Below are 25,527 nucleotides of genomic sequence, written 5' to 3' on the forward strand. Positions count from 1 at the left end.
CGGTTTTTTATTCGTGGTGGGTTGATCTTGGTTGGTGGTATAAGGAAAATGATCTCTTAGTCAGTCAGAGTTTAGCAAGAGCATATCTTGCAGAATCAAAAGCGAATTATCCAATAATCGTTATTACAGATAGTTTTAATGAGTACTTTGAAAATCATCTCGATTTAAGACTTTATGGTGATACGAATATATATTCATCAAACTTTGAATACGTAGAGATACTACAAAAAGATGGAACTACAGAAAAATATTTGATGTTGGATTATATCCGAATTGTTTTGGAAAGCCTAACGGGTGTCACGCTTGAAGTTCAAGAAAATAAAAGAAAAGCAACTTCAGGAGAAGAAAAAGATAAGATTATGGAAAATGCACGTAAAATAGCAATAAAACAATGGTTAATTGCACATGCAAAAAAAATACAAGAGGCATTTAACAATGCTACGCAACAAGATGTCAAAGATAAATATGTGTGGTTAAGTAATTATCATAATCGGAAAGTCGAACAATTTATGGCAGGAGATGAGTGTCTTTGTAATTTGTGTTAATTATTATGGGGGTATTCTACTCTTGTAGGGTCGAATATTAAACCATTTAATAATTTGATTTTATATCTAGGGACATTTTTAGCGATTGGTTTTACATCAGGTGATTGACCTTGCTGTATATACCTCACCCTACCAAAAAAATTGATATAGGGTTGTTGTAGGGTGAGATGCACTGCATTGTAAGGTAGTCCCAGTTTATGCAAAATACTCCCTTTAGCCTGACATTTTCCGCCTCAACTCAAAATTTTCCAGCAACAGCGAATTGCACTTTTCCAGCAGTTTTTCATAATCTTCTTTCAGCTGCTCATAACCACTTTTCACCGCCTTGGTCTTAATTTTCGCTTGCTCAATTTGCTGGGCAGGCGAAAGAACATTTTGCCCTGCTGCCTGTGCAGCTTGCTCAATTGCCTCAATTAATGCAGCATGACGGCTCTTTTTAATCGAGCCTCGTTTACGTCCAGCCTCCATTGCAACCGTATCGTTATTAATGGCAGAGCCTTTCGGTAGAACAATCGGTTTGTTGGCTTTTAATCGCTCTAAAGCAGCGTAATATTCATTGAGTACACTCATATTTTACACCTCAATATGGCTTTGTTGCACAAAGATTTAAAAAATAGAACTACCCTAAGCGACTCAGCCCAAAATAATTGGGGCATTACTCAATTCATTCTGACGATCTAGCAACTGGCGGTCATAAAAAGCATCCAAAATTTCACCAATTTCTTTCACACCTGTTATCACTGCCTGCCTATACTGCTGCTGTGCCAAGCCCTGCACAATATGCGTACAGACATCATCCCATACCTGTTGAGTGGTTGCTATTTTAATGCCACGGTCTATCACAATTTCCACCTTGCGCTCACACAAATTCAGGTACAGCAACACCCCGCTGTTCAGTTCAGTATCCCAAACACCCAATTCTGCAAATAATTGGCGCGCACGGGTATGCGTATCTACCGCATACGCCAACCGCGAGGGTAAACAACCTTCAATCACCACCTGAATTTCACCTACATGCCCATGCTCGGCGGCAGTCACCGCTTCTGCAATGGCATGCTGATCTTGCGCATTAAAAAAACGCTTAGTGGCAGGTAAATAAAAGAAATGCTTCAGCCAGCGCTTAACACTCGGACGGGCTGCAATGTCCATTTTTGGTTGAGTAATAATTTCTGTTGTATCTGTTGTAGTTACCATGATCCTGATGCTCCTCCCCCACCAAAGCCACCACCGCCGCCGCTATAGCCACCGCCACCAAAACCGCCGCCGCCAAAACCGCCCCCACCACCTCCGCCACCACGCCCTGCAGAGGACAAGAAAATTTGGAAAATGGTCTGTGCAATGGCTGTGATGAGTAAAAAGAAAATTCCTACACCAATCATTAAACTGGTGATTAAGCCTGCACCATTGACCAAACCTGCAACTGTACCTGCCACGGCAGCGGTTGAAGCACTTAAGCGTTTTCCAACAATTAGTGAGCCAATTACCCCTGCAATTAAAATAAATAAAGCAGTGCTCAAGGTTTTTTCACGTGCCTGTTGTTCTTGCAAAGCTTGTTCCTGACGCTGTTTCAGTTCTTGCGCCGCCTGTGCAGCAACTTCGGGGTCTAGGTTTAAAATTCGTTCAATTTCTGCCAAGCCTGCGTCAATGCCTTGTGCATATTGCGCTTGCTTAAAATATGGCGTAATGCGTTGGTTAATAATCCGACTGACCACAATATCGGGCAGCACGCCCTCTAAACCATACCCCGTTAAAATTTGAATACGGCGGTCATTGACTGCAATTGCCATCAACACACCATTATCTTGCTTGGCAGAACCCAACTGCCATTGTTCTGCGACCCGCATAGCAAAATCAAAAATATCTTCCTGCCCTGTGGTCGGTACAATCACCACCCCAATTTGCGCTTTGGCGTGTTGATGTAAATTTAAAATCCGCTGGCTGATTTGCTGTTTTTCTGCAGCAGTGAGCAAATTGGCTTGATCTACTACGGGCTGATTCAATGTCGGCAAAGCACGGATAGATTCACCCTCTGCCATATCATTGGCAATTTGCGGTTGCTGAACGGGTTTTTCTATAGGTGCTTGCTGAGTGCTGGATGTAGACTGGCGTGAGTTTGCAAGATCTGGGATAGGGTTGGCATTTTGAGGATGCTGTTGCTGCACAATTTTACCCAGCACCACAGCTTCGGCGGTTTCATCAGTTGCAGTGGCAACTTCACTATATGCCAAGCAGCTGAAACACATAACTGCCATGAGCAGCAGCATCTGCGCTAGACTCATGTGGGTCTTGCTGTGCATTTGCAGCATCCAGACATTCTCCTATGCGTTATTCAAACGAAACTTTCGGTGCTGTTTGTGCGCTTTGTTCGGCACTGAAGTTTGGTTTGGTGTCCATACCAATCACTTTGGCGGTCATCACTTGCGGGAATTGACGTGCATAGCTGTTAAAATCTTGCACTGTGCTGATGTAACGGTTACGCGCCACGGCAATACGGTTTTCTGTGCCTTCTAGTTGTACTTGTAAATCACGGAATTGCTCATTGGCTTTTAAGTCTGGATAATTTTCAGACACTGCAATTAAACGTGATAAGGCACTGGTCATTTGCGCCTGTGCTTCCTGATATTTCTGGAATAACGCAGGATCTTCCAACACAGCCTTATCCACTTTTAAGCCTGCGACATTGGCACGTGCCTGAGTGACTTCAGTTAATACTTGTTCTTCATGTTTGGCATAGCCTTTGACCACATTCACCAAGTTTGGCACTAAATCGGCACGGCGTTGATATTGGTTTTGGACTTCTGACCAAGAAGCAGTCACGGCTTCATCTTTCACTTGCAAGGTGTTATAGCCACAGCCGCTTAAAGTCAAAGTACTGGTTAAAGCCACTGCGAGCATCGTTTTTTTTGTGAAATTCATAAATTAACCTCTAAATTTTCTTTGTATTTGTTTGAAATGATTTCATTCTAACGTGAAATTCTGACGTGTTTGTGTATTTTGTTTAATCGTGCGAATCACCAAACTGTTTACATCAAAAAATAACCTTGTACAGCAGATTGAATTGATATTGAAGTTTCAGCTCTTAAACCTTATATGAATCAGAGATGGCAATGTATTCCACATGAAGATGAGCTGGATAAAATATCCAATAAAAAAGGACTGAATTCCTTAAAACTCAGCCCTTTCAAGATCCAAGCAAAAGAAACTCGTTTAGACCTCTAAATAATCTAAAATACCTTCTGCCGCCTGACGACCTTCCCAAATTGCAGTCACGACCAAATCAGAACCACGCACCATATCGCCTCCTGCAAAAATTTTCGGGTTAGATGTTTGGAACTTAAATGTTTGCTGTTCTGCTGCCACTACACGACCTGAACCGTCTACCCCAACATTGACAGAGGCAAACCAATCTGCAGGGCTAGCACGGAAACCAAAAGCAAGTAATACCGCATCTGCAGCTAAAATTTCTTCTGAACCTGGAACAGGCTCTGGGCTGCGACGACCACGACTGTCTGGCTCACCCAATTGCGTGGTCACAACTTTGACACCTGTGACCTTACCATTTTCACCAACAATTTCTATGGGTTGACGGTTAAATAAGAAGTTCACCCCTTCTTCACGGGCATTGGTCACTTCACGGCGTGAACCTGGCATATTGGCTTCATCACGACGATAAGCACAAGTGACTTGCTGCGCACCTTGACGAATAGAAGTACGGTTACAGTCCATGGCAGTATCCCCACCACCCAATACAATCACTTTTTTGCCTTCAACACTAATGTATTCTGCAGGGTCTTTTTCCCAGCCTTGGCAACGGTTGACATTGGCAATCAAGAAATCCAGCGCATCATAAACACCATCTAAATCTTCACCAGCAAACCCACCTTTCATATAAGTATAAGTGCCCATGCCCATAAACACGGCATCGTAATCTGCAAGCAATTGTTCAATCGTGATGTCTGTACCAATTTCTGTATTTAAACGGAATTCAACCCCCATGCCCGAAAAAATTTCACGGCGGCGTTTCATCACGTCTTTTTCCATTTTAAATTCTGGAATACCAAAGGTCAGCAAGCCACCAATTTCAGGGCGTTTGTCAAAGACCACTGGTTTGACGCCATTACGCACCAAAATATCGGCACAGCCCAAACCTGCAGGGCCTGCACCAATAATCGCCACTTTTTTATCGGTCCATTTCACATGCGACATGTCTGGACGCCAACCCAAGGCAAAAGCCGTATCGTTGATGTACTTTTCAGCATTGCCAATGGTCACTGCACCAAAACCATCATTTAAGGTACATGCACCTTCACACAAACGGTCTTGTGGACAAACCCGTCCACAAACTTCAGGCAACGTATTGGTTTGATGACACAATTCTGCCGCCTGAAAAACACGGCCTTCCGAAATTAGTTTGAGCCAATTCGGAATGTAGTTATGCACAGGGCATTTCCATTCACAGTAGGGGTTACCACAGCCCAAACAACGATGGGTCTGATTAGCCGCCACTTCTGCAGTAAACGGTTTATAAATTTCCACAAACTCATTTTTGCGGACATCGAGATCTTTTTTCTCTGGATCTTGGCGTGCTACATCCAGAAATTGAAAGTCATTGTGTAGGCGTTCTGCCATGTCTTTCTCCGTAGGTGGGTGTAGATAACTTCACTTTTACGCTGGGTATAAGTCTAAAGTTATCCACACCTGCCGAATGTGAGTCGTGGATTATTGTGGATCTGCTTGGGTGGTTTTCAACAAAGTCTGCAAGTTGGCAGCTTTTGGTTTTACCAGCCAGAATTTACGGCTATAGAAATCAAACTCATGGCGGATTTTGTATGCCCATGCACTGCCTGTTTCGGCAATGTGTTCATCTAAAATACGTCCCAAGAATGCTTTATGTTCTTCCATCGCTTCAGTTGAGATACGGTTCAATTCAATGAGTTCATGGTTGTAATGGTCAACGAAGTCATTATCTAAATCGAGTACATAAGCAAAACCACCGGTCATACCTGCACCGAAGTTATGTCCCACTTTGCCCAATACCGTTACAATCCCGCCTGTCATATATTCACAGCAATGGTCGCCTGCCCCTTCAATCACAGCGAAAGCACCTGAGTTACGCACCGCAAAACGCTCACCTGCCGTACCTGCAGCAAATAATTTACCACCAGTTGCACCATAGAGACAGGTATTACCAATAATGGCAGTATTCTGCGTTTGGAAAGGCGAACCTTTTGGTGGGAAGATGGAAATACGCCCCCCCGCCATGCCTTTACCCACATAGTCATTGGCATCGCCTTCAAGTTTGATATGCAAACCACCTGCATTCCAAACACCTAAAGATTGCCCTGCAGTACCCGTAAGATTTACTTTGACAGGATGATGTTCCATGCTCAAGTTACCATAACGACGCGCAATTTCACCTGAAATACGTGCACCAATTGAACGGTCACAGTTACTCACATTAAAGTAATAATCGCCCCCTGTACCTGCTTCAATTGCAGGCAGCATCTCTGCAATCATTTTTTCAGCCAAGATGCCTTTGTCAAATGGTGCATTGCCTTCCACCTGACAGTATTGCGCTTTGCCTTCTGCTGCAGGGTGTGATTCTAACAAGGCACTTAAATCAAGATGTGCATGTTTTTCAGTTTCACCCGGTAAAATTTCCAGTAAGTCGGTACGACCAATCAAGTCTTTTAAGCTCGCCACACCCAATGCCGCTAACCATTCACGAGTTTCTTCAGCAATAAATGTGAAGAAGTTGATCAGCATTTGCGGTTCACCAATATAGTGTTCCTGACGCAAATGATCTTGTTGAGTCGCTACCCCTGTTGCGCAGTTATTTAAGTGGCAAATACGTAAGTATTTACAACCTAAGGCAATCATTGGCGTTGAGCCAAAGCCGAAGCTTTCCGCACCTAAAATTGCCGCTTTCACCACATCTAAACCAGTTTTTAAGCCACCATCGGTTTGCACACGAACTTTGCCACGTAAGTCATTCACACGTAATGCCTGATGCGCCTCGCTTAAGCCCAACTCCCACGGTGAACCTGCATGGTGAATAGATGACAGTGGCGATGCTGCTGTACCGCCATCATAGCCCGAGATGGTAATAAAGTCAGCATAGGCTTTCGCTACACCTGCCGCAATCGTACCGACACCCGGTTCAGAAACAAGCTTAACTGACACCATCGCCTGTGGGTTAACTTGTTTTAAATCAAAGATCAACTGTGATAAATCTTCAATTGAATAGATGTCATGATGCGGTGGTGGCGAAATGAGGGTTACACCTGGTACAGAGTAACGCAAACGGGCAATGAGACCGTTTACTTTACCGCCCGGCAACTGGCCACCTTCACCTGGTTTTGCACCTTGCGCGACTTTAATTTGCAGGACTTCTGCCGAAGTTAAGTAAGCAGGAGTCACACCAAATCGGCCCGATGCAATTTGTTTGATTTTCGAGTTACGGATGGTACCGTAACGCGCTGGATCTTCACCGCCCTCACCCGAGTTTGAACGACCACCAATCGTGTTCATGGCAATTGCAATCGCTTCGTGTGCTTCAGGCGACAAAGCACCTAAAGACATACCCGCAGAGTCAAAGCGAGGCAGGATCTCTTCTACAGATTCCACTTGATCCAGTGCAATCGAATTGTCTGTTTTCAGTTTGAATAGGTCACGGATCGTTGCGATCGGACGGTTATTCACCAGTTCTGCATATTCTTTAAAATCTGCATAATTACCAGAACGTACTGCTTTGTGCAGCGAGTTAATTACATCCGGGTTAAATGCATGGTATTCCTTGCCGAAGACAAATTTCAGCAAGCCACCTTGATCAATTGGTTTACGGTTTTTCCAGGCAATATCCGCCAACTGTTTCTGGTCATTTTCAAGATCGACAAAAGTAGCACCCTGAATACGGCTTGGTACACCGATGAAGCATTTATCCACCACTTCATTGGATAAGCCCACTGCTTCAAACAGCTGACCGCCACGATAAGACGCAACCGTTGAAATACCCATCTTGGACAGGACTTTTAGTAAGCCTTTTTCAATACCCTTACGGAAGTTGTTTTGCGCGTATACCGGATCACCCAGCAATTCACCTTTCGCGACCAGATCATTGATCACGTCATACGCCAGGTATGGATAAATCGCTGTCGCACCAAAGCCTAGAAGTACAGCAAACTGATGTGGATCACGAGCAAAACCAGTTTCGATAATCAGGTTCGCATCGGTACGCAGACCTGTATTGATCAGATAATGGTGTACTGCACCAGTGACCATCACAGCATTGGCTGGCAAGAAGCCTTCACGAATTTTCTTGTCTGAAAGAACCAGTAAAGTCTTACCATCACGAATCGCTTGGGCAGATTCTTCACAGATACGTGAGATCGCCGCTTCAAGACCTTCCGCTTCTGGATAGTTCAGATCGATGTCCGCAATTTCATAACCTTTACGGCCGATGGTACGGATCTGATGCATTTTTGAATTCGTCAGCACCGGGCTGGATACGATCAAACGGTCTGCATGTTCTGGGCTTTGCTCAAATACATTTTGTTCACGACCGAAACAGGTTTCCAGTGACATCACGATCGATTCACGTAATGGATCGATTGGCGGATTAGTGACCTGCGCAAACTGCTGACGGAAGTAATCGGAAACGTGACGGACCTGACGTGATAACACGGCCATTGGCGTATCATCACCCATTGAACCTACAGCTTCCTGACCGCTTTCTGCGATTGGACGTAGTAACTGATCACGTTCTTCAAAAGTCACCATGAACATTTTCTGTGCTGCTTTCAGGCTATCGCCTTTTAAGCCTTGATCGCACAGGTATTCTTCCAGCTCAGGGCTACCCTGTAAACGTACTGAATTTTCACGCAGCCATTCACGGTATGGACGCATACGTTTCAGGTGGTTATTGACATCCTGAGTATCTAATACTTTACCAGTCAAGGTATCCACAACCAGAATCTGACCTGGACCTACACGACCTTTAGATACTACATCTTCAGGCTCATAACCCCATACACCGATCTCAGACGCCAGGGTAATGTAACCATTTTTAGTCACGACCCAACGCGCAGGACGCAAACCATTACGGTCCAGCATACAGATCGCATGACGACCATCCTGGATGACTAGGCCTGCAGGACCATCCCATGCTTCCATATGCTTAGAGTTAAATTCGTAGAATGCACGTAAGTCAGCATCAAGTGTTTCAACATTCTGCCAAGCGGGTGGAACCAGCATACGTAGCGCACGGAACAGGTCCATACCACCACCTATGAGGATTTCCAGCATATTATCCAGACTAGAAGAATCCGAACCAGTACGGTTAACAATCGGGTTCAGTTCAGTCAAGCCTGGCAGCAATGGATTTTCGAATTTAGGTGTACGCGCCAGCGCCCAGTTACGGTTTGCAGTAATGGTATTGATTTCACCATTATGCGCCAGATAACGGAATGGCTGAGCCAATGGCCAGCGTGGCAAGGTATTGGTAGAGAAACGTTGGTGGAACACCACAATATGTGACGCCAAACGCTCATCAGCCAGGTCAGTATAGAAGTCAGCAATTGCTGCTGGCATCATCAAACCTTTATAGCTAATCACAGTTGAGCATAAGGTAGTTACATAGAAGTATGGATCATTGGTCAGTTTCTGCTCGGCACGACGACGCGCCAGGAATAACTTACGGTTAAATTCAACCTCAGTGACACCGATTGGGCAGTTAACAATGACCTGTTCAAAAGCAGGCAAAGACTGCATCGCAATCTCACCTAACGCGCCATTATTGGTTGGTACCACACGCCATGCAATAACGCGGCAACCTTCTTCTTCAATTTCTTTGGTTAATACTTGTTTTGCGTGTGCTGCCAGTGCAGGATCCAGGTTCAGGAAGATCGTACCTACAGCAAAAATTTCGCTTAAGGTAATATCACTTAAACGCTTTGCTTCTTCACGAAAGAATTCCTTTGGCATTGCCAAAAGCAAACCACACCCATCACCGGTCTTACCATCTGCGGCAATACCACCACGGTGGGTCATACAACTTAAACTATGAATTGCGGTCTTGACGAGATCATGGCTTGCATCACCCTGCATATGGGCGATCAAACCGAAACCACAGTTATCTTTAAACTCATCCGGTTGGTATAAACCTTGAGCGGGAGCTACATTATTAGGCGATGGCATGTGCATAGCGTACCCTTCTTATCACAAAGCCCTGGCGGGCTGTTAAACAATCTAAATCCGTCTTTGCGATGGCGTCCAATTTACTTTCGAGGAAATTTCTATTAGCAGAGTAAAACTTTTCTTCACACCTTGAAGATAAACCTTTTCAGATTAATACGCATGAAAAATAAAGTTTAAAAGACTCAGAAATCACATAAAAATAACGACTAAATATGACACTTACGCATAATCATCGAATCATTTTCGCGCCAAAACAGGGAGATTAATTCAATTCATGCACCAATAAAGCAAAGAACATGCCAACTTGATGCACTAAGACAGAAACAATACCAATGACAAAGATTTAGCAAATATTAGATACAGAGTGATGATTTTTATTGTGTATTTTTTGCACCAAAAGCGCACATTTATAGCATTTTTTCATACAGGGTGCGCTATTTTAGCTCGCACCCAAATTTGTATCAGTTAAAAGGATCACTTATCTCTTGTTCTTCAGCACGTTGTTGACCATTAGGTTGAGCACGTGGCGTTGACGGTACAGTGCTTTCAGACTTCTGCACATCTACCACATTTCCCGATGGATCACGACGAACAATGGTTGTACTGGTGGTACTTGGCGTATTTGATGAGGGCTGGCTCTGCGGTTCAGGAACTACTGTTTCCTCTACTTTTGGTAGAGGCACATTTTTTTAATCGTACTTGATAGAGTTTCTGGTTAGACGTCAGCTCATCAGAACCTAAGTTATTCACATAAGGTTGATAATCCTGAATTTGCTGCACAGCTGGTTTGACTGATTTTGGCAAATCCATATTCAGATGGTCCAGTGCCTGCTTTGCTTGATTGGCTGATTTATAAGAACCATAGAGTAAAACATATTGCTCAGGCATATTTTCGCCTGACAGACGCAAGTATATGAATTTATTACGATCTACCTGTTTTCTTAAAAAGTTTTTAATAATAATTTCATCAGAGACCCGAAATAGCTCAATCGCATACTGATTTTTAAATTGAGTAACATATTTGTTACCACGAAACTCGGCTTCATGGTTTGCATTTACAATGGTGCGTGTGGTCATATCCAGCGGATGAACTTCCTCATTTAATGCACCAAGATGGGTCATTGAAGAAACTTTTTCTGGTTGAATCAGTAGTTCAACCTCTGTTTCAGGCTTTTTCTCTACAGGAGTGACCTGATCCTTATCTGTAATTGCCCAAAAAATGAGCGCAACAAAAAGACAGCCTACCGCAGTCACCAGCCAAAAATAATGCTGAATCTTTTGCCATGGCGTATGGAGTGCTGTCATTTTCTAAAATTACCTATGCCTGATTGGCCAGAATGGCCTGCTTCATTAATTCTACATCAAAGTCTCGGGTGATAATCGCTTGTCCTAATTGTTCCAGCAATACCAGACGTAACTGTCCATTTAAGACTTTTTTGTCATGTGCCATATATCCCAGGAAATCATCCAGAGGAATTTTAGGACAAACAATCGGAAGTTTGGCACGAGAAATGATTTTTTTTGTACGCGCGAGATCTGCTTCGGAAATCCAGCCCATACGCTGTGATAAATCAGCGGCCATGACCATACCGGTTGCTACCGCTTCACCATGCAGCCATTCACCATAGCCCAGATAAGACTCGATGGCATGACCAAAGGTATGACCGAGGTTGAGTAAAGCACGCTCACCTTGCTCTTTTTCATCATTCGCCACGATACGGGCTTTATGCGCGCAGGAACGATAAACAGCTTCAGCCAGCAACTGCTCATCACGAGCAATCAGACCTTCCATATTGGCTTCCAGCCAAACCAGGAAGTCCTCATCACCGAGTAATGCATATTTAATGACTTCAGCAAGACCTGCTGATAATTCACGATCTGGCAAGGTTGATAACTGGGACATATCCGCCAGCACGACTTGTGGCTGCTGGAAGGCACCAATCATGTTTTTACCAAGTGAATGGTTGATCCCGGTCTTACCACCGACACTGGAATCCACCTGCGAAAGCAAAGTTGTTGGCACTTGAATAAAGTACACACCACGCTGGAAACAGGCTGAAGCAAAACCGGCCATATCACCAATCACGCCACCACCCAACGCCAATACCGTACAATCCCGGTTAAACCCCGCTTCAAGCAATGCATCAAAAATCAGGTTTAAATGCTGGATATCCTTAAATTTCTCGCCATCAGGCAAAATACAGGTCGCTACCGTTTTGCCCAGTTTTTCCAAGGCTGTCTTATAATGTTCCAGATATAGTGGTGCCACCGTATCATTACTGACAATCATCACCTGTTTACCATGAATATAAGGTTCTAACAGCTGCTGAGGATTTAAATCGCTACCAATAAAAATTGGGTAACGACGTTCACCGAGTTCGACATGTAAGGTTTGCATGATGGGGTAACCACTTTTTTACTGAGCTTATTTTTTCGGAAGGATGAGATGCAGAATACGCTGTGCCAGATCACGTGCAGCGCCCTGATTGGTCTCAATAATATGGTGTGCGACTTCCCGATACAGCGGATCCCGAATTGCCAGCAGATCTTTAAGTTTCTGTTCCGGATTTTCAACTTGTAACAAGGGACGGTTTTTGTCGCGATAGGTTCGCTGGAGCTGGATTTCCACAGGAGTGTAGAGATAAACAACGATGCCTCGCTGTTTCAGATATTCACGGTTAGGCGCCTGAGTCACCGCACCACCACCTGTGGCCAAAACCAACTGTGGTCGTGAGGTTAACTCATCGATGACAACCGTTTCACGACTACGAAAGCCCTGCTCACCCTCTTTTTCAAAGATCCAGGGAATCGTTGCACCTGTTTTACGCTCAATTTCATGATCACTATCCAGAAATTCCCGTCCTAACAATTCTGCTAAATGCCGTCCTACTGTCGTCTTTCCCGCCCCCATCGGCCCTACCAAATAGATATTTGGCAGGGATTCAAACTCTTTGCTTGGCAAGGAGTCACCTATTCATTTTGTTAATTTCAAAATATATTAATGATTTCTTGAAACACTGTCATTAACAATTCGAGGTGTAACAAAAATCAAAAGCTCACGCTTATTGTCAGATTTAAGATCTCTACGAAATAAATGACCTAAATATGGAATATCTCCCAAGAAAGGTACTTTAGTTTGTCCATTCCGTGTTTCTTGCTCAAAAATCCCCCCCAAAACTACTGTTTCTCCATTATCAACCAGCACATTAGTGCTAATTTGATTTTTATTAATCGTTAATTGACCCGTTGGAGTCGGGTTTCCAGGAGTATCACTGGTAATATTGAGCAGCATCTGAACTTTACCGTCAGGTGTAATACTAGGAGTTACATCTAAGCTGAGGGTTGCATCAATAAATTCAGTAGTTGAAACTGCATTTGCACCACCCCCTTCTGAAGATTGATACGGAATTTGTGTACCTGATGAAACTTTAGCCGCCTGCTTATCTGCTGTTAAAACTTTAGGTGTTGAGATCACTTCACCATAACCATCTGCTTGTAAAGCAGAAAGCTCCAGATCTAACATAAAGTCAGATAAGCTAATCAAGCCAAAAGCAATTCGACCAGCAGGGTTTGCAACACCCAAGTCAACATTCAAATTATCTGGGCGTTGAATATCATAGGTATATCCACCTAAATCACTTTCTTGAGGATCACGCAAATCCCAAAGTGTAGTGTCACTTCCACCCACTAATAGATTATTATTATTAGTAATGCCCTGAGAAAGAATTCCCCATTTCACCCCGATTTCTTTGGTGAATTCAGTCGATGCACGCACAATACGTGCTTCAACCATGACCTGCTTTACCTGTACATCAAGCAGGTCAACCATATTACGGATTTTATCGATAAAAGGCTGAGTATCATTTACAATTAAAGTATTGGTACGTGCATCAATAGAAATAGAACCACGTGAACTCAGTAGACTCTCCTTATCATCTCCACTTGTACTGCCTGTATTAGAACCGGCACTTGAGGCCCCTTTATTCTGCGTGATGAGCTTTTCAATATCAGCCGCTTTGGCATAACTGAGTTGCATATACTCTGTCTGAATAGGAGCAAGCTTTACACTTTGTGCAAGTGCTTTAGCTTCTTCCTCTTCAGCTTTAATGAGCTCAGATACAGGCGCGATCCAGATTACATTCCCATTACGGCGCTTATCCAAATTCTTGGTTTTCAAAACAATATCTAAAGCCTGATCCCAAGGCACTTCCTTAAGACGTAAAGTAATATTGCCTTGTACGCTGTCTGCTGCAACCATATTAATGTCAGTAAAATCTGCTAGTAGCTGTAATACTCGGCGTACTTCAATATCCTGAAAATCTAAAGAAATTTTCTTACCAGTATAATGTTGAGCAGCTTTTGGACGTAATGGATTTTTCTCTTCTGGGCGCTTTAAACTAATTGTCAGTTTATTATCGGTTTGATAAGCCATGTATTCATAGCTATCTGAAGTTTGAATGGTAATCACTCCAGAGCCATTCTGGTTGACTGCATCTACTGTCGAAACAGGTGTAGCAAAATCATTCACATTCAGACGACGCGTTAAATGAGTAGGAATCTTGGAGCCTAATGCTCGTACAATAACTTTGGTGCCTTGCTGTTGCACATCAACCGGTGTATTACCACTCGCCAGATCAATCACAACCTGACCTTCACCTTTCGCTCCGCGCTGGAACCCAATATTGGTAATACCTTGAGTATTTTGTTGTAAGACTGGCTGTACAGGGATAACTGGATTGGTTGAATTGATTTTTAGAATAAAGGTATTGCCTTCAACACGCGTGGTAAATGCACCCGCATCTGCCAGATTAACAGTTAAACGCGCACGCTGGGCATCTGAAGTCACATCTACAGAACTTGCTTCTTTCGTTGCAACAGCAATACTGCTTTGTTTTAAATTCTGCTGTGCTTTATCAAAATCCAGAATCAGACGTGATGGTGATTCTAATTGATAAGCTTGTGGTTGAGGCGGCAAGCCATTAAACATAACGCGAATTTCAGTACCTTGTCCTGGAATCTGCATTGGTACCACATTGGTCATCGAAACCTGTGCACTTGCCGCCTGCATTACAGCAATGGCAACTGCCCCCATTGAAAACTGACGAAACACATGATTCATTGTATTAGCATCCCCAAAAATAAATTCTTTAAAACTTTTATTCATTGTTATTCCCTTTAACTTATGGCGCAGGCCCAATTAGGACCATACTGCGAGGGCGTTCCACATAGCCATCGCGTCCATCTGGAATAATCTCGATCACATCAATTTGTGTCGGTGTGATATGGATCACCCGACCATGATTAAGTCCCATATAACTACCGCGCTGTACACGTTCAATTTCCCCATCTGGCGTATTAATTAAAGCCATAATCTGTCCAGCCTGATTTTTGAGACTTCCTTTCATGGTCAAAGTTTCAAGCGGATAACTTTCTAAGGGTTGCAATTGACGTGATAGGTTTGGATAAACCCGTTTCCCTGCCATAATCTTCAGTTCTGCTGCCAATGAACTTGGCAAGAAAGGACTTTTTAGCTGATGTGCTGCATAACTAAAAGTTTCAACCGGAGCAAAATCGGGTGCTGGCTCAATGGGCAATGCTGGTTGATTGCGGATATTGGCCATTTCCTGATTGACCACATCAATACGTGATTCACAACCTGCCAAGATTAATCCGGCAGTAAGTGCTGAAGCAATTTTGATCATCTTCATTACTGTGCCCCCTGACTATTCGCAGCTGTTGTATCTGCCGATGCTGAGTTGGCACTACCGACATAACGATAGGTTTTTGCCTTCAAGGTATAATCTACAACCGGGATATCTGTTTTCTTCTCTTTATTTTCAGTACCCGTAATCGTAAAGTCGTGTAGCGTCACGATACGAGACAATCCTGCAATACCGCTGACAAATGAACCAAAGGCATGATAATCACCCGTTGCTTCAATAGAAATTGGCTGTTCAATAAAGAACTCTTGCTTTACTTCAGGTTCAAGACGGATATTCTTAAACTTCAGTCCGGCATTGACACCACTCAAGTTAATATCTTCAACCAGGCCTGGGATTTCAGTTTCCTTTGGTAACTGTTCAAGCTGCTGGTTAAAGCTTGCTTCCATATCCTGAAGTTGCTGTTGGTATTGTTGCAAATTACGCAGTTTGGAATCTTTCTCACGAAATTCATTTAACAGATTCTGTTCTTGTGCATTGGCCTGAGTAATTGATTCAATCTTGCCTCGAATCAGACCGAAATAAGCCAGCATCAAAACCAGGAAAACAATAAATACCCAGCAGGTAATCTTTACAGCCAGTGGCCAGCTACCATAGTTATTTGGATCGAGGGTATTAAATTGCTGAAAAAACTTTTCTACCGTCATTTTATTTTTTGGTACAACAACAGCTTCCTGACCTAATTCATCAAATTGTTCGCTCATGATGTCGCCCCTCCTATTGCTGCAGCCGCTTGCGGCTGTTGTTCTGAAAGCACCGGTTGAGCAATCTGGTCTAGATCCACTGTCACTGTAAATGTGCCATAAGATTCTTCAACACGTGGAATAATAGAGCTTGGCGCCTTGTCCTTGTTCTCTTCCGCCACCAGGAATGCATTCATGAAAGCATTACGGTACCAGGTAGAAGCTTCGAGATTACGCAATAATTCTGCAACCGTATTTGGACTTGCTGCTTTCCCTTCAATGGTGAACTTATCACCGACACGGTCAAATTTGGTGATATACATATCACTTGGTGTCACACGTACAATCTCGTCAATAAGATGTACGGCAATTGGACGCTGGGTTTGTAAACCTTGAATCAGTTTCATGCGTTCCACAATCGCATTACGCTGTTCCTGTAAACCTTCCAGAGATTTTAGCTGTACATCCAGATTCTGATTGGTACTGATGATGAGTTGGTTGGCTTGTTCTTGATCCTGTAATTTTTGATCATAGTAGAACCAGCTTCCTCCAGCTGCTGTTACCCCTAGCAACAAGGCCCCGACGCAATATGCGACAAATTCGTTATTTCTTTTTATCCTGAGCTCATCACGCCAAGGAAGTAAGTTAATTTTTGCCATTAATCAAAACTCCTCAATGCCAAACCACATGCAACCATGAGTGAGGACGCGTCATTTTCAATTTTCTTAATATCAATTTGAGGAGAAAAGCCCATTTGTAAAAATGGATTCGCGATCGTGACACGGTAACCAAGCTTTTGCTGTAATAATTTTGCCAGACCCGGAATATTGGCATTCCCCCCTGCCAACAGGATATGGTCAATTTCATTAAACTGAGAAGATGAAAAGAAAAACTGCAATGAACGAGCCGCCTGTTGTACCACAGCATCCAAGAATGGTTCCAAGACTTCAATATCATAGTCATCTGGCAATGCACGTGTTTTCTTGGCACGTCCCGCTTCTTCAAAAGACAGACCATAACGATTCTGGATTTCCTGAGTCAGCTGTTTTCCCCCAAACACCTGCTCACGGGTATAAATAATCTTGTTGTTCCGCATGACTGATAGAGTTGTCATGCTATGACCAATATCCAGAATACCAACAGTATTTACGCCCATTGGTAAAGTATCAGCAAACACCCTGAAAGCATTTTCCAATGCAAAGCTTTCTACATCTGCAATCTTGGGTGTGATCCCCGCGATTTGCAGTACTTCAGAACGGGCTTCGACATTTTCAATACGGGTTGCGACCAACAGAACATTGACACGATTTGGATTAGACAATCGATCAGGCAAGACTTCAAAGTCAATGCTGGCTTCATCGAGCGGGAATGGAATGTATTGTTCGGCATCTTCACGAATTTGAACTTCCCGTTCATCACTTGTCATATCTGCATCCATTTCGATCGTTTTGGTGATCGCCATAGACGTAGGAATCGCAAATGCAGCCTGGTTAGATTGGGTATTGGCCAAGTTAATAGCACGAGCCAAAGCATCACCGACGGCTTCTGGATTTAAGATGTTTTTTTCAACAACACTACCTTCTGGTAATGGGACTAAAGCATAGCTTTCTACCCAGTACCGTCCGCTTTTCATAGAGAGTTCCAAAACTTTAACAGAAGTCGAGCTGATGTCGACGCCTATTAACCCCTTGTTTGGCTTACGATATAACCTGCGCACAATATCATTCCTATTATTTTTTTATCCCCAAAAATAAAGTAGCCTACTAGGTATAATCGGTCTAATAATTTTATCTAGATACAATAAGTCATCTAACATTATGTATATCTAAAGGATATACTGACCGCTCACTTAGTTTGCCATTAGCTCTTATTAAAACTTACTTGTTATGAAAAAGCTATCCAGTTCAGGCCTTGTTCATCCATTTTTTTTGATCATTATCATAATTATGATCTCAATTCCGATGGGCTTTTATGGCATGTACCTTTATATTGCCCCATCTTTGCCTGAAATGTCTATCCTTAAAAAGGCACCTTTACTTAAGCCTTTACAAGTATTTAGTTCCGATCAAGAATTGATTGCAGAATATGGCGGCAAACTTTCTGTGCCTGTGGAATATGATCAGATTCCACCAGAATTTATTCATGCCTTCCTCGCTGCAGAAGATTCCAGCTTTTTCGAACATAGTGGCATCAGTTTTAAAGGCTTGGGCCGGGCATTAAGTGAAAGCGTCACTGGTTCCGATGTACAGACCGGTGGTTCGACCATCACTATGCAGGTGGCAAAAAACTATTATCTCAGTCCAGAACGAACACTGAAGCGCAAACTGACTGAAATTTTCCTGGCACGTAAAATTGAGCAAAACCTGACTAAAGAAGAAATTTTAACCCTCTATGTCAATAAAATTTTCTTGGGTAAAAATGCTTATGGCATCGCAGCAGCGGCTAAAATCTATTACAACAAAAGCCTGGAAGAACTTTCTCTTGCCCAGATGGCGATGATTGCCGGTTTGCCGAAAGCCCCTTCCAAGTACAATCCGGTCGACAATCCTAAACGTGCACTTGAACGTCGCAACTGGATTCTAGGACGTATGCTGCAGCTTGGTTATCTGAATCAGACACAGTATCAGCAAGCGATTGCGGAACCAATCAATCTGGATATGCCGGATCGTAGCACTCGCAATAAGTTTCCCTATGTCGGAGAGATGGTTCGCTCTGAACTGATCCAGAATTTTGGTGCACAGGCCATCGATTCTGGCTATAAAGTCTATACCACGATTAATAGTCAACGTCAGGCGTATGCTGAGCAATCCGTACAAGAAGGCCTTGAAGCTTATGACCGACGTCATGGCTGGCGCGGTGCTGAAGCAAATGATCAACCCTTAAAAAAATTCCAGCCTTTTGCCAATACCTACCCTGCTCAAGTCACTAAAATCAACCAAAATAGTTTTGAAGCCTTAATGCAGGATGGAACCACCGTCACCGTTCCCTGGTCAGGAATGTCATGGGCGCGCCGCTACCGAAACGCCAATAGTGTTGGCGCTGCACCCAAGCGTGCGGCAGATATTGTTAAACTGAAAGATATTGTCCGTTTACGTCCTAATGCACAAAAAACTTCCTGGGCACTGGTACAGATTCCTAAAGTCCAAGGTCAGCTGATTGCCATCAATCCAAATAATGGTGCCATTGAAGCAGTGGTGGGTGGCTATAATTTTTATCAATCGACTTTTAACCGTGCTATTCAAGGCTGGCGTCAGCCGGGTTCGACCATCAAGCCTTTTGTTTATGCACTGGCATTAGAACGCGGCATGAGTCCGCATACTATGGTCAATGATGCGCCTATTACGATTGGTAAATGGACTCCTCGAAACTCAGATGGTCGTTATCTGGGCATGATTCCTTTACGTCGTGCCTTATACCTTTCACGTAATACCGTTTCTGTGCGCCTGCTACAAACGGTGGGGATTGAGCGCACCCGACAATTATTAATGGATTTTGGCCTGGAAGACAAACAGATTCCACGCAACTACACCATTGCTCTTGGTACGCCGCAAGTACTGCCTATTCAGATGGCAACCGGTTATGCCACCTTCGCCAATGGTGGTTACCGTATCCAGCCGCATTTCATCAGCCGTATTGAAGATGCTTATGGTAAGACGATTTTTGAAGCAAAACCTGAATATGCCTGCATTTCCTGTATTAATCAGGAAGAACAAACGATTGCATCTGCTGACGTGGTGACGCCAGATGATGAAGTGATCGAAATGAATAACCGCTCACTGGAAACCAAAGCAGTAGCACCGAAAGTTTCGGCTGAACATAGCAATTACCGTCAGGCACAGCGTATTCTTAAATCCAGCTCTGCTTACGAAATGGCTAATATTTTACGTGATGTAATCCAGCACGGTACTGGCCGTGCAGCTTTACGCATTGGGCGTAGTGACCTAGGGGGTAAGACAGGTACCACTAACGATGCCAAGGATGCCTGGTTTGCCGGCTTTAATGGTAAGCTGGTAACAGTAGCCTGGGTCGGCTTTGACCAGCCAACAACTTTAGGTCGCCGTGAGTATGGCGGTGTAGCTGCCCTGCCAATCTGGACCGACTTTATGGCCAATGCGCTAAAAGGTACACCAGAATCCTGGGTGCGTCTGGATCGTAAAGCCAAAGCCCCAGTTAATCGTACTAAAGTCATCAATCAGGATTTAGAAGAAGTACAGGAAGACCGCTCTTCTCCGCCAATGGCCACCCCACTGTATCGTCCAGCCCCAGTCGTTATACCTAGACGTGAGCAAAATGATTTTGAAGATCTACCGGGTGAAGAATTGACTGTACCTGGTGAAACACCAGCAACGCAGGAACAACCATTGCAGCCAAAGAAAACGGATTCTCTTGATACTCTGATTGAACAGGTTCAGTAACTTTCCCGATTAAGCAGTCAAATATAAAGCCCTCAATTGAGGGCTTTATATTGTTTAGATAATAATCAGTATTATTTCTTTTGAAAAAGATAAATCTGGTATTGTGCCATTAATTCAAATTGTTCTTGCTGTTCAAGTGCCAGACGGCGTTCCGGCTTAGCCTTATAAGCATATGGCGTCATCGCAATCAGGTTTTTTAAGTCTGCTTGTGGCAAATTCATAGGCGCTTCAACAATCTGTTCACTCACTAAATCAAATGCATCTTGCAACTGCTCGACAAACTTTTGTGGCTCGTGTGGTTTCACTTCTTCAAATAGTGCTTCTCGCATGGCATACAAATGCTGTGGTGCAGGAGTCACAACCATTAAATAAGATTTCGGCTTGAGTACACGCAGAATTTCCTGTTTCGGAATCGGGCTAAACAGGCTGGTACATAGATCTATTGACTCATCTAATACAGGCAAAGTTGCGCCTGTACCTACTACCCAAGTAATCTCTTTATTCAGCTTCGCTGCTACCTGAATCGCATTTTTGGCAATATCCACGCCTACACACTGTAGTACTTCCTGTTGCATGGCATCAGTGTAATACCCTTCCCCACAGCCAATATCCAGCAGATTTTCAATACGCAGTTCACGAATCTTTTGTACCACTGCTTGTTGCAAAGGAGCATAGTGACCTGCACTTAAAAATGCACGACGCGCTTGTATTGATTCAGGCGTATCACCGGGATTTTTACTATGTTTATGCTGAACCACATGTAGATTCACATAGCCTTGCTTTGCTACATCATAGCTATGCTGATTGTCACAGCGCCAGGTCCGTTCATTTAGACGTAACTGCTCACGACACACCGGACACATGAGTAGGTTCATTTGATAATTTCTCCAAAACAAAAAAGCCGGCATGCGCCGACTTTTTCAAATGCATTTCTTAGCGTAATTTTAAGGTCATTAGACCCAAAACTACCAGCATAATCGTAATAATCCAGAAACGGATCACCACCTGGGTTTCACGCCAGCCTTTCTTTTCATAATGATGATGCAATGGCGCCATCAGGAATACACGTTTATTACGCATCCGTAATGAGCCGATTTGCAGGAAGACCGAAATCGCTTCTACCAGGAACACACCCGCCATGATCGCGAACACGATTTCCTGACGAACCATGACAGCAATCGTACCCAACATCGCACCTAATGATAAAGCTCCTACATCCCCCATAAACACTTGGGCAGGATGAGCGTTGAACCAAAGGAAGGCTAAGCCGGCACCAATCATCGCGGCACAGATCACCACCAGCTCAGATGAATATTTTACATATGGAATATGCAGGTAGTTCGCAAAACGTACATCACCGGCAAGATAAGCAAAAACACCTAGACCAGCAGCCACCAGTACGATCGGCATAATCGCCAGACCATCCAGACCGTCCGTCAGGTTAACGGCATTCGATGCGCCATTAATCACGAAATAAGTAAAGATAATAAAACCAATACCGAGTGGAATAATTGAGAGTGGAATCGTGTGATCCTTAAAGAATGGAATCAGCACATCCAGCATGTTGGCTGTCACGATCGGATTCGGTTGTTGCTGTGCAATCACATAAAGCGCAATACCGGCACCAATTGAACCTACAGAGGTCCAGAAAAACTTCTTGCGTGCAGGCAAACCGGCATTATCCTTATAACGGATCTTGATCCAGTCATCCGCCCAGCCGACGGCACCAAAAATCACCATCACTGCAAGTACAATCCACACGTATGGATTCGATAAATCTGCCCAGAGTAAGGTCGAAATACCAATTGAGAGCAGAATCAGCACACCACCCATGGTAGGTGTACCCATTTTTTTGGCATGATTTTCCGGTGCAAATGAGCTTACCGCTTGGCCGTATTTCAATGCCTGTAACTTGCGAATCATCACAGGGCCCAGCACCAAACCAATGGTCAATGCCGTCAAGACACTGAGCAAAGCACGTAATGTTAAATAACGAACCACCTGAAACGTGCTGTCATAGCCCGCCAGTTGTTCAAATAGCCATAACAGCATTTAGAGTTTCTCCATCAATGCAGCCATCAATGTTTCCATATGAGTAAAACGCGACCCTTTAAACAGGAATGACATCGGCTGAGGTTGATGTGTTTCAATCAAACGAATTAAAAACGGTAATGCCTGCTCCTGATTCAGGAAAGCCTGCATTTTCTTACCATATTGTGTACTACGCGCGCCTTCTTGTGCGGCAGGTGCAAATTCACCGACTGCCACCACAAAGTTCAGGCCTTTTACCGAAACCAGATCGCGACCCAGCTTATAATGCTCAATCGCGGCTGATGCACCTAACTCGCCAATATCCCCCATCACCATGACACGGATACCTTCCTGCTGTGCTAAAACGTCAGCGGCAACACGCATCGAGTTTGGATTGGCATTATAGGTATCATCAATAAACACAAATTCTTTGTGCTTGATGAAGTTCAGACGACCTTTGGCACCTACTGCCTCTTCCAGGCCAGCCACAATATCATCCAGGCTGATACCAAGGGCTAAAGATAAGGCAGCAGCAGCAGTTGCATTCTGCACATTATGCTCACCAGCAAATGGCAGGTTTACTGTTTTATTACCTTGAGGTGTATTCAAAATAAAGCTTGCAGACTGCGGATGTAATTCCACCTCAGTTGCGTAGACCTCTCCACCCTGACCAAAACTTAAGGTCTTTTCGGTTTTCACAGCAGCTCGAATCTGCTCGGCATAATCATCCGCTGCAGGAATAATAGAGGTTTCAGAAATATGCGAATAAATTTCTGACTTGGCACAGCAAATCCCATCACGACCACCGAACTCACCCAGGTGTGCCGTGCCGATATTAATAATACCGGCGACGTGCGGCTGTACCAGACCAGCAGTATAGTCAATTTCACCCTGATGGCTGGCCCCCAGCTCCATCACTGCATATTGATGCTCTGGGCGCAGCTCCAGCAACATCACAGGCACACCGAGATCATTATTCAGGTTACCGCGCGTCACCAAAGTTGGTGCCAGACGAGACAAGATACTACCCAGCATTTCCTTGGTAGTGGTCTTACCGCTACTGCCAGTCAGGGCAATGACTTTGAGTTGTGGATTTTGCTGACGGCGGAAAGCGCCTAGACGACCCAGCGCCTGACGGGTATCGTCCACAACCAATTGGCAGATTTCAGCATCAACCGGATGATCGACAATGACAATTTGGCAACCGTTTGCCGCCACTTGTGCTACGAAATCGTGTGCATCAAAGCGTTCACCTTTCAAAGCCAGAAAAGCATCACCAGCTTCAGCATCACGAGAATCCATCAGGATACGTTTAATTTCGCCTTCAGGCTGCTTGTCATTCAGCCAGTAACCTTGAGTCGCCTGTTGTAATTGTACTGCAGTCCAAGGTACCAAAGGCACAGTACTGGTAGTTGAAGTATGCATAAATTCGTCCTATTACTGCGCTGGATATGCTGAATCAGAGTTACAGTGCTGCGCATCAATGGCCGCCTGTACTTCGACAACATCATCAAACCAATGGCGAACGCCATCGATTTCCTGATAATTTTCATGCCCTTTGCCTGCAATCACGACAATATCACCCGCTTGCGCATGTTTCACTACAAACTTGATCGCTTCACGGCGGTCATGAATTTCCTGATAAGTTTTACCAGCGAAATCGATACCTTGCTTCATATCCGCGAAAATCTGTTCCGGGTTTTCAGTACGCGGATTGTCAGAGGTTAAAATCGCAATATCCGAACCATTAAGAGCCGCTTGTGCCATCAATGGACGTTTACCACGATCACGGTCACCACCACAGCCAAATACCGCCCAGAGCTTGTTATTGACATGGCGTTTTAAAGTCACCAATACCTGCGTCAAAGCATCTGGCGTATGGGCATAATCCACTACAAACAAGCGCTCACCATCACGCAGTACCTGCATACGACCCGGTGCGCCTTTTAGATTAGGCACAGTCTCAATCAAATTTGCTAAATCAAAACCAGCCTGTTCTGCAACAACCAGACTCGCCACCAGGTTTTCAACATTGAAATGACCCAAGAGTGGACTGTGTACGGTGAATGTACCCTGCGCAGTGATCAGTTTAAATTCTGCACCAGAAATCCGGTATTGAATATCCTGTACCTGATAGTCAGCAACTTGCGACAATGAATAAGTCAAAATTTTCGGCTGCGCTAGATTAGCCTGAGCCGCCTCAATCATCACCTGAGCATGTGCGTCATCCAGATTAATGATCGCAACTTTCAGAGATTCAAATTTGAATAAACGTGACTTGGCCTCAGCATAAGCTTCCAGCGTACCGTGATAATCCAGATGGTCACGGCTCAGGTTGCTATAAGCTGCAATTTCAATATCACAGCCATTTAAGCGGCCTTGTTCAAGACCATGCGAACTGGCTTCAATCGAAGCAAATTCTGCGCCCGCTTGCGCATAACCATGTAGGGCATTTTGCAATTGCAGCGCATCCAGTGTGGTATGCGAAGAGGCTTCCAGATTTGGCAAAATTCCATTGCCCGTGGTGCCCATCACCGCACAAGGTTTGCCTTGCAGCATCAAGAGTTCTGCGACCAAGCGAGAAATGGTGGTTTTTCCATTGGTTCCAGTCACGGCCAGAATACTTGCAGCCTGTACTGGCTGGGTCGCTTGCAGATAACGTTTCTGCCACCCCCCCATTAGATGCCGTACATTTGTCACGACTAATGCAGGAGAGATTCCGAGATCCTGTTCAGAAATGACTGCCAGTGCTCCTAGAGATAGCGCTTTTTTCGCATATTCCACAGTTTTCTCAGGTTGAGACAGACTGGTCAGGGCAATAAAAATTTGCCCTAATTTACTTTTCGGCTGTCCAGCTCAAAGCCCTGAAAGGATTGTCGCATCCATTCAGCACTATCTTGAACGGCGTAGAGATCTTGAAATGTTATCGACATTGATC

At 44.1% G+C, this 25,527-nt stretch carries 18 protein-coding genes and 2 pseudogenes; 2 read left to right on the forward strand and 18 right to left on the reverse strand.

The features are described from left to right. Positions 1–545: hypothetical protein (locus HADU_RS15590; protein ID WP_008303183.1), on the forward strand; the 545-nt coding region annotated here is incomplete at its 5' end. Between the two features lie 213 nt (positions 546–758). On the opposite strand, the gene HADU_RS02205 is transcribed toward HADU_RS15590, so the two are convergent. From HADU_RS02205 to HADU_RS02270, 14 genes and pseudogenes are all read right to left on the reverse strand, one after another. Further along, a complete protein-coding gene (locus tag HADU_RS02205; RefSeq protein ID WP_008303185.1) occupies positions 759–1,115 on the reverse strand; it encodes a hypothetical protein in 357 nt (118 codons plus the stop codon). Positions 1,116–1,178: 63 nt separating this feature from the next. After that, positions 1,179–1,739: a TPM domain-containing protein gene (locus HADU_RS02210; RefSeq protein WP_008303186.1), complete on the reverse strand. Its 561-nt coding sequence runs from the start codon at positions 1,737–1,739 to the stop codon at positions 1,179–1,181. Further along, a complete protein-coding gene (locus HADU_RS15970) occupies positions 1,733–2,851 on the reverse strand; it encodes a TPM domain-containing protein (protein ID WP_008303188.1) in 1,119 nt (372 codons plus the stop codon). The genes HADU_RS02210 and HADU_RS15970 overlap by 7 nt, the downstream gene beginning before the upstream one ends. 19 nt (positions 2,852–2,870) lie before the next feature. Further along, entirely contained in the window at positions 2,871–3,461 is a 591-nt protein-coding gene (locus HADU_RS02220) for a LemA family protein (RefSeq protein ID WP_008303190.1), read from the reverse strand. A gap of 291 nt (positions 3,462–3,752) precedes the next feature. Next, entirely contained in the window at positions 3,753–5,174 is a 1,422-nt protein-coding gene (locus HADU_RS02225; protein WP_008303191.1) for an FAD-dependent oxidoreductase, read from the reverse strand. 90 nt (positions 5,175–5,264) lie between these two features. Continuing rightward, entirely contained in the window at positions 5,265–9,740 is a 4,476-nt protein-coding gene (gene gltB, locus HADU_RS02230; RefSeq protein WP_171056629.1) for a glutamate synthase large subunit, read from the reverse strand. A gap of 461 nt (positions 9,741–10,201) precedes the next feature. Further along, positions 10,202–11,045, reverse strand: a pseudogene (locus HADU_RS02235) (hypothetical protein). Positions 11,046–11,058: 13 nt separating this feature from the next. Then, entirely contained in the window at positions 11,059–12,138 is a 1,080-nt protein-coding gene (aroB, locus tag HADU_RS02240; RefSeq protein WP_008303203.1) for a 3-dehydroquinate synthase, read from the reverse strand. Positions 12,139–12,165: 27 nt separating this feature from the next. Continuing rightward, the gene (gene aroK, locus HADU_RS02245) at positions 12,166–12,702 is read right to left on the reverse strand and encodes a shikimate kinase AroK (protein ID WP_004896271.1); all 537 of its coding nucleotides are present in this window, start codon (positions 12,700–12,702) and stop codon (positions 12,166–12,168) included. A 36-nt stretch (positions 12,703–12,738) separates the two neighbouring features. Then, on the reverse strand, positions 12,739–14,904 hold the full coding sequence (gene pilQ / locus HADU_RS02250; RefSeq protein ID WP_034592098.1) for a type IV pilus secretin PilQ family protein: 2,166 nt from the start codon (positions 14,902–14,904) through the stop codon (positions 12,739–12,741). Positions 14,905–14,920: 16 nt separating this feature from the next. Next, complete coding sequence (locus HADU_RS02255) at positions 14,921–15,448, reverse strand: pilus assembly protein PilP (RefSeq protein ID WP_008303208.1); 528 nt, start codon at positions 15,446–15,448, stop codon at positions 14,921–14,923. Further along, positions 15,448–16,167 (reverse strand): type 4a pilus biogenesis protein PilO, encoded by a 720-nt coding sequence (locus tag HADU_RS02260; protein WP_026056744.1) that lies wholly within the window; start codon positions 16,165–16,167, stop codon positions 15,448–15,450. Before HADU_RS02260 ends, HADU_RS02255 begins: the two co-directional genes overlap by 1 nt. Then, positions 16,161–16,802, reverse strand: a complete 642-nt coding sequence (locus HADU_RS02265) for a PilN domain-containing protein (protein ID WP_004896273.1) — start codon at positions 16,800–16,802, stop codon at positions 16,161–16,163. Before HADU_RS02265 ends, HADU_RS02260 begins: the two co-directional genes overlap by 7 nt. Then, positions 16,802–17,860, reverse strand: coding sequence for a pilus assembly protein PilM (locus HADU_RS02270; RefSeq protein ID WP_004810013.1), 1,059 nt, complete (start codon positions 17,858–17,860; stop codon positions 16,802–16,804). The genes HADU_RS02265 and HADU_RS02270 overlap by 1 nt, the downstream gene beginning before the upstream one ends. 169 nt (positions 17,861–18,029) lie before the next feature. On the opposite strand from HADU_RS02270, the gene ponA reads away from it, so the two are divergent. Then, entirely contained in the window at positions 18,030–20,558 is a 2,529-nt protein-coding gene (gene ponA / locus HADU_RS02275) for a penicillin-binding protein PBP1a (RefSeq protein WP_008303211.1), read from the forward strand. 71 nt (positions 20,559–20,629) lie between these two features. Here the strand turns inward: ponA and HADU_RS02280 are convergent, their stop codons facing one another. From HADU_RS02280 to HADU_RS02295, 4 genes and pseudogenes are all read right to left on the reverse strand, one after another. Further along, on the reverse strand, positions 20,630–21,433 hold the full coding sequence (locus HADU_RS02280) for a putative RNA methyltransferase (RefSeq protein ID WP_004896278.1): 804 nt from the start codon (positions 21,431–21,433) through the stop codon (positions 20,630–20,632). 58 nt (positions 21,434–21,491) lie between these two features. After that, positions 21,492–22,610, reverse strand: coding sequence for a phospho-N-acetylmuramoyl-pentapeptide-transferase (gene mraY / locus HADU_RS02285; protein WP_004896280.1), 1,119 nt, complete (start codon positions 22,608–22,610; stop codon positions 21,492–21,494). Further along, on the reverse strand, positions 22,611–24,014 hold the full coding sequence (locus HADU_RS02290) for a UDP-N-acetylmuramoyl-tripeptide--D-alanyl-D-alanine ligase (RefSeq protein WP_004896281.1): 1,404 nt from the start codon (positions 24,012–24,014) through the stop codon (positions 22,611–22,613). It lies immediately after the preceding gene. Positions 24,015–24,026: 12 nt separating this feature from the next. Beyond that, positions 24,027–25,522: pseudogene (locus HADU_RS02295) on the reverse strand (UDP-N-acetylmuramoyl-L-alanyl-D-glutamate--2,6-diaminopimelate ligase). Between the last annotated feature and the right edge of the window lie 5 nt (positions 25,523–25,527).

The sequence above is a fragment of the Acinetobacter sp. HA genome (genome assembly GCF_000264725.1).
Lineage (GTDB): Bacteria > Pseudomonadota > Gammaproteobacteria > Pseudomonadales > Moraxellaceae > Acinetobacter > Acinetobacter schindleri.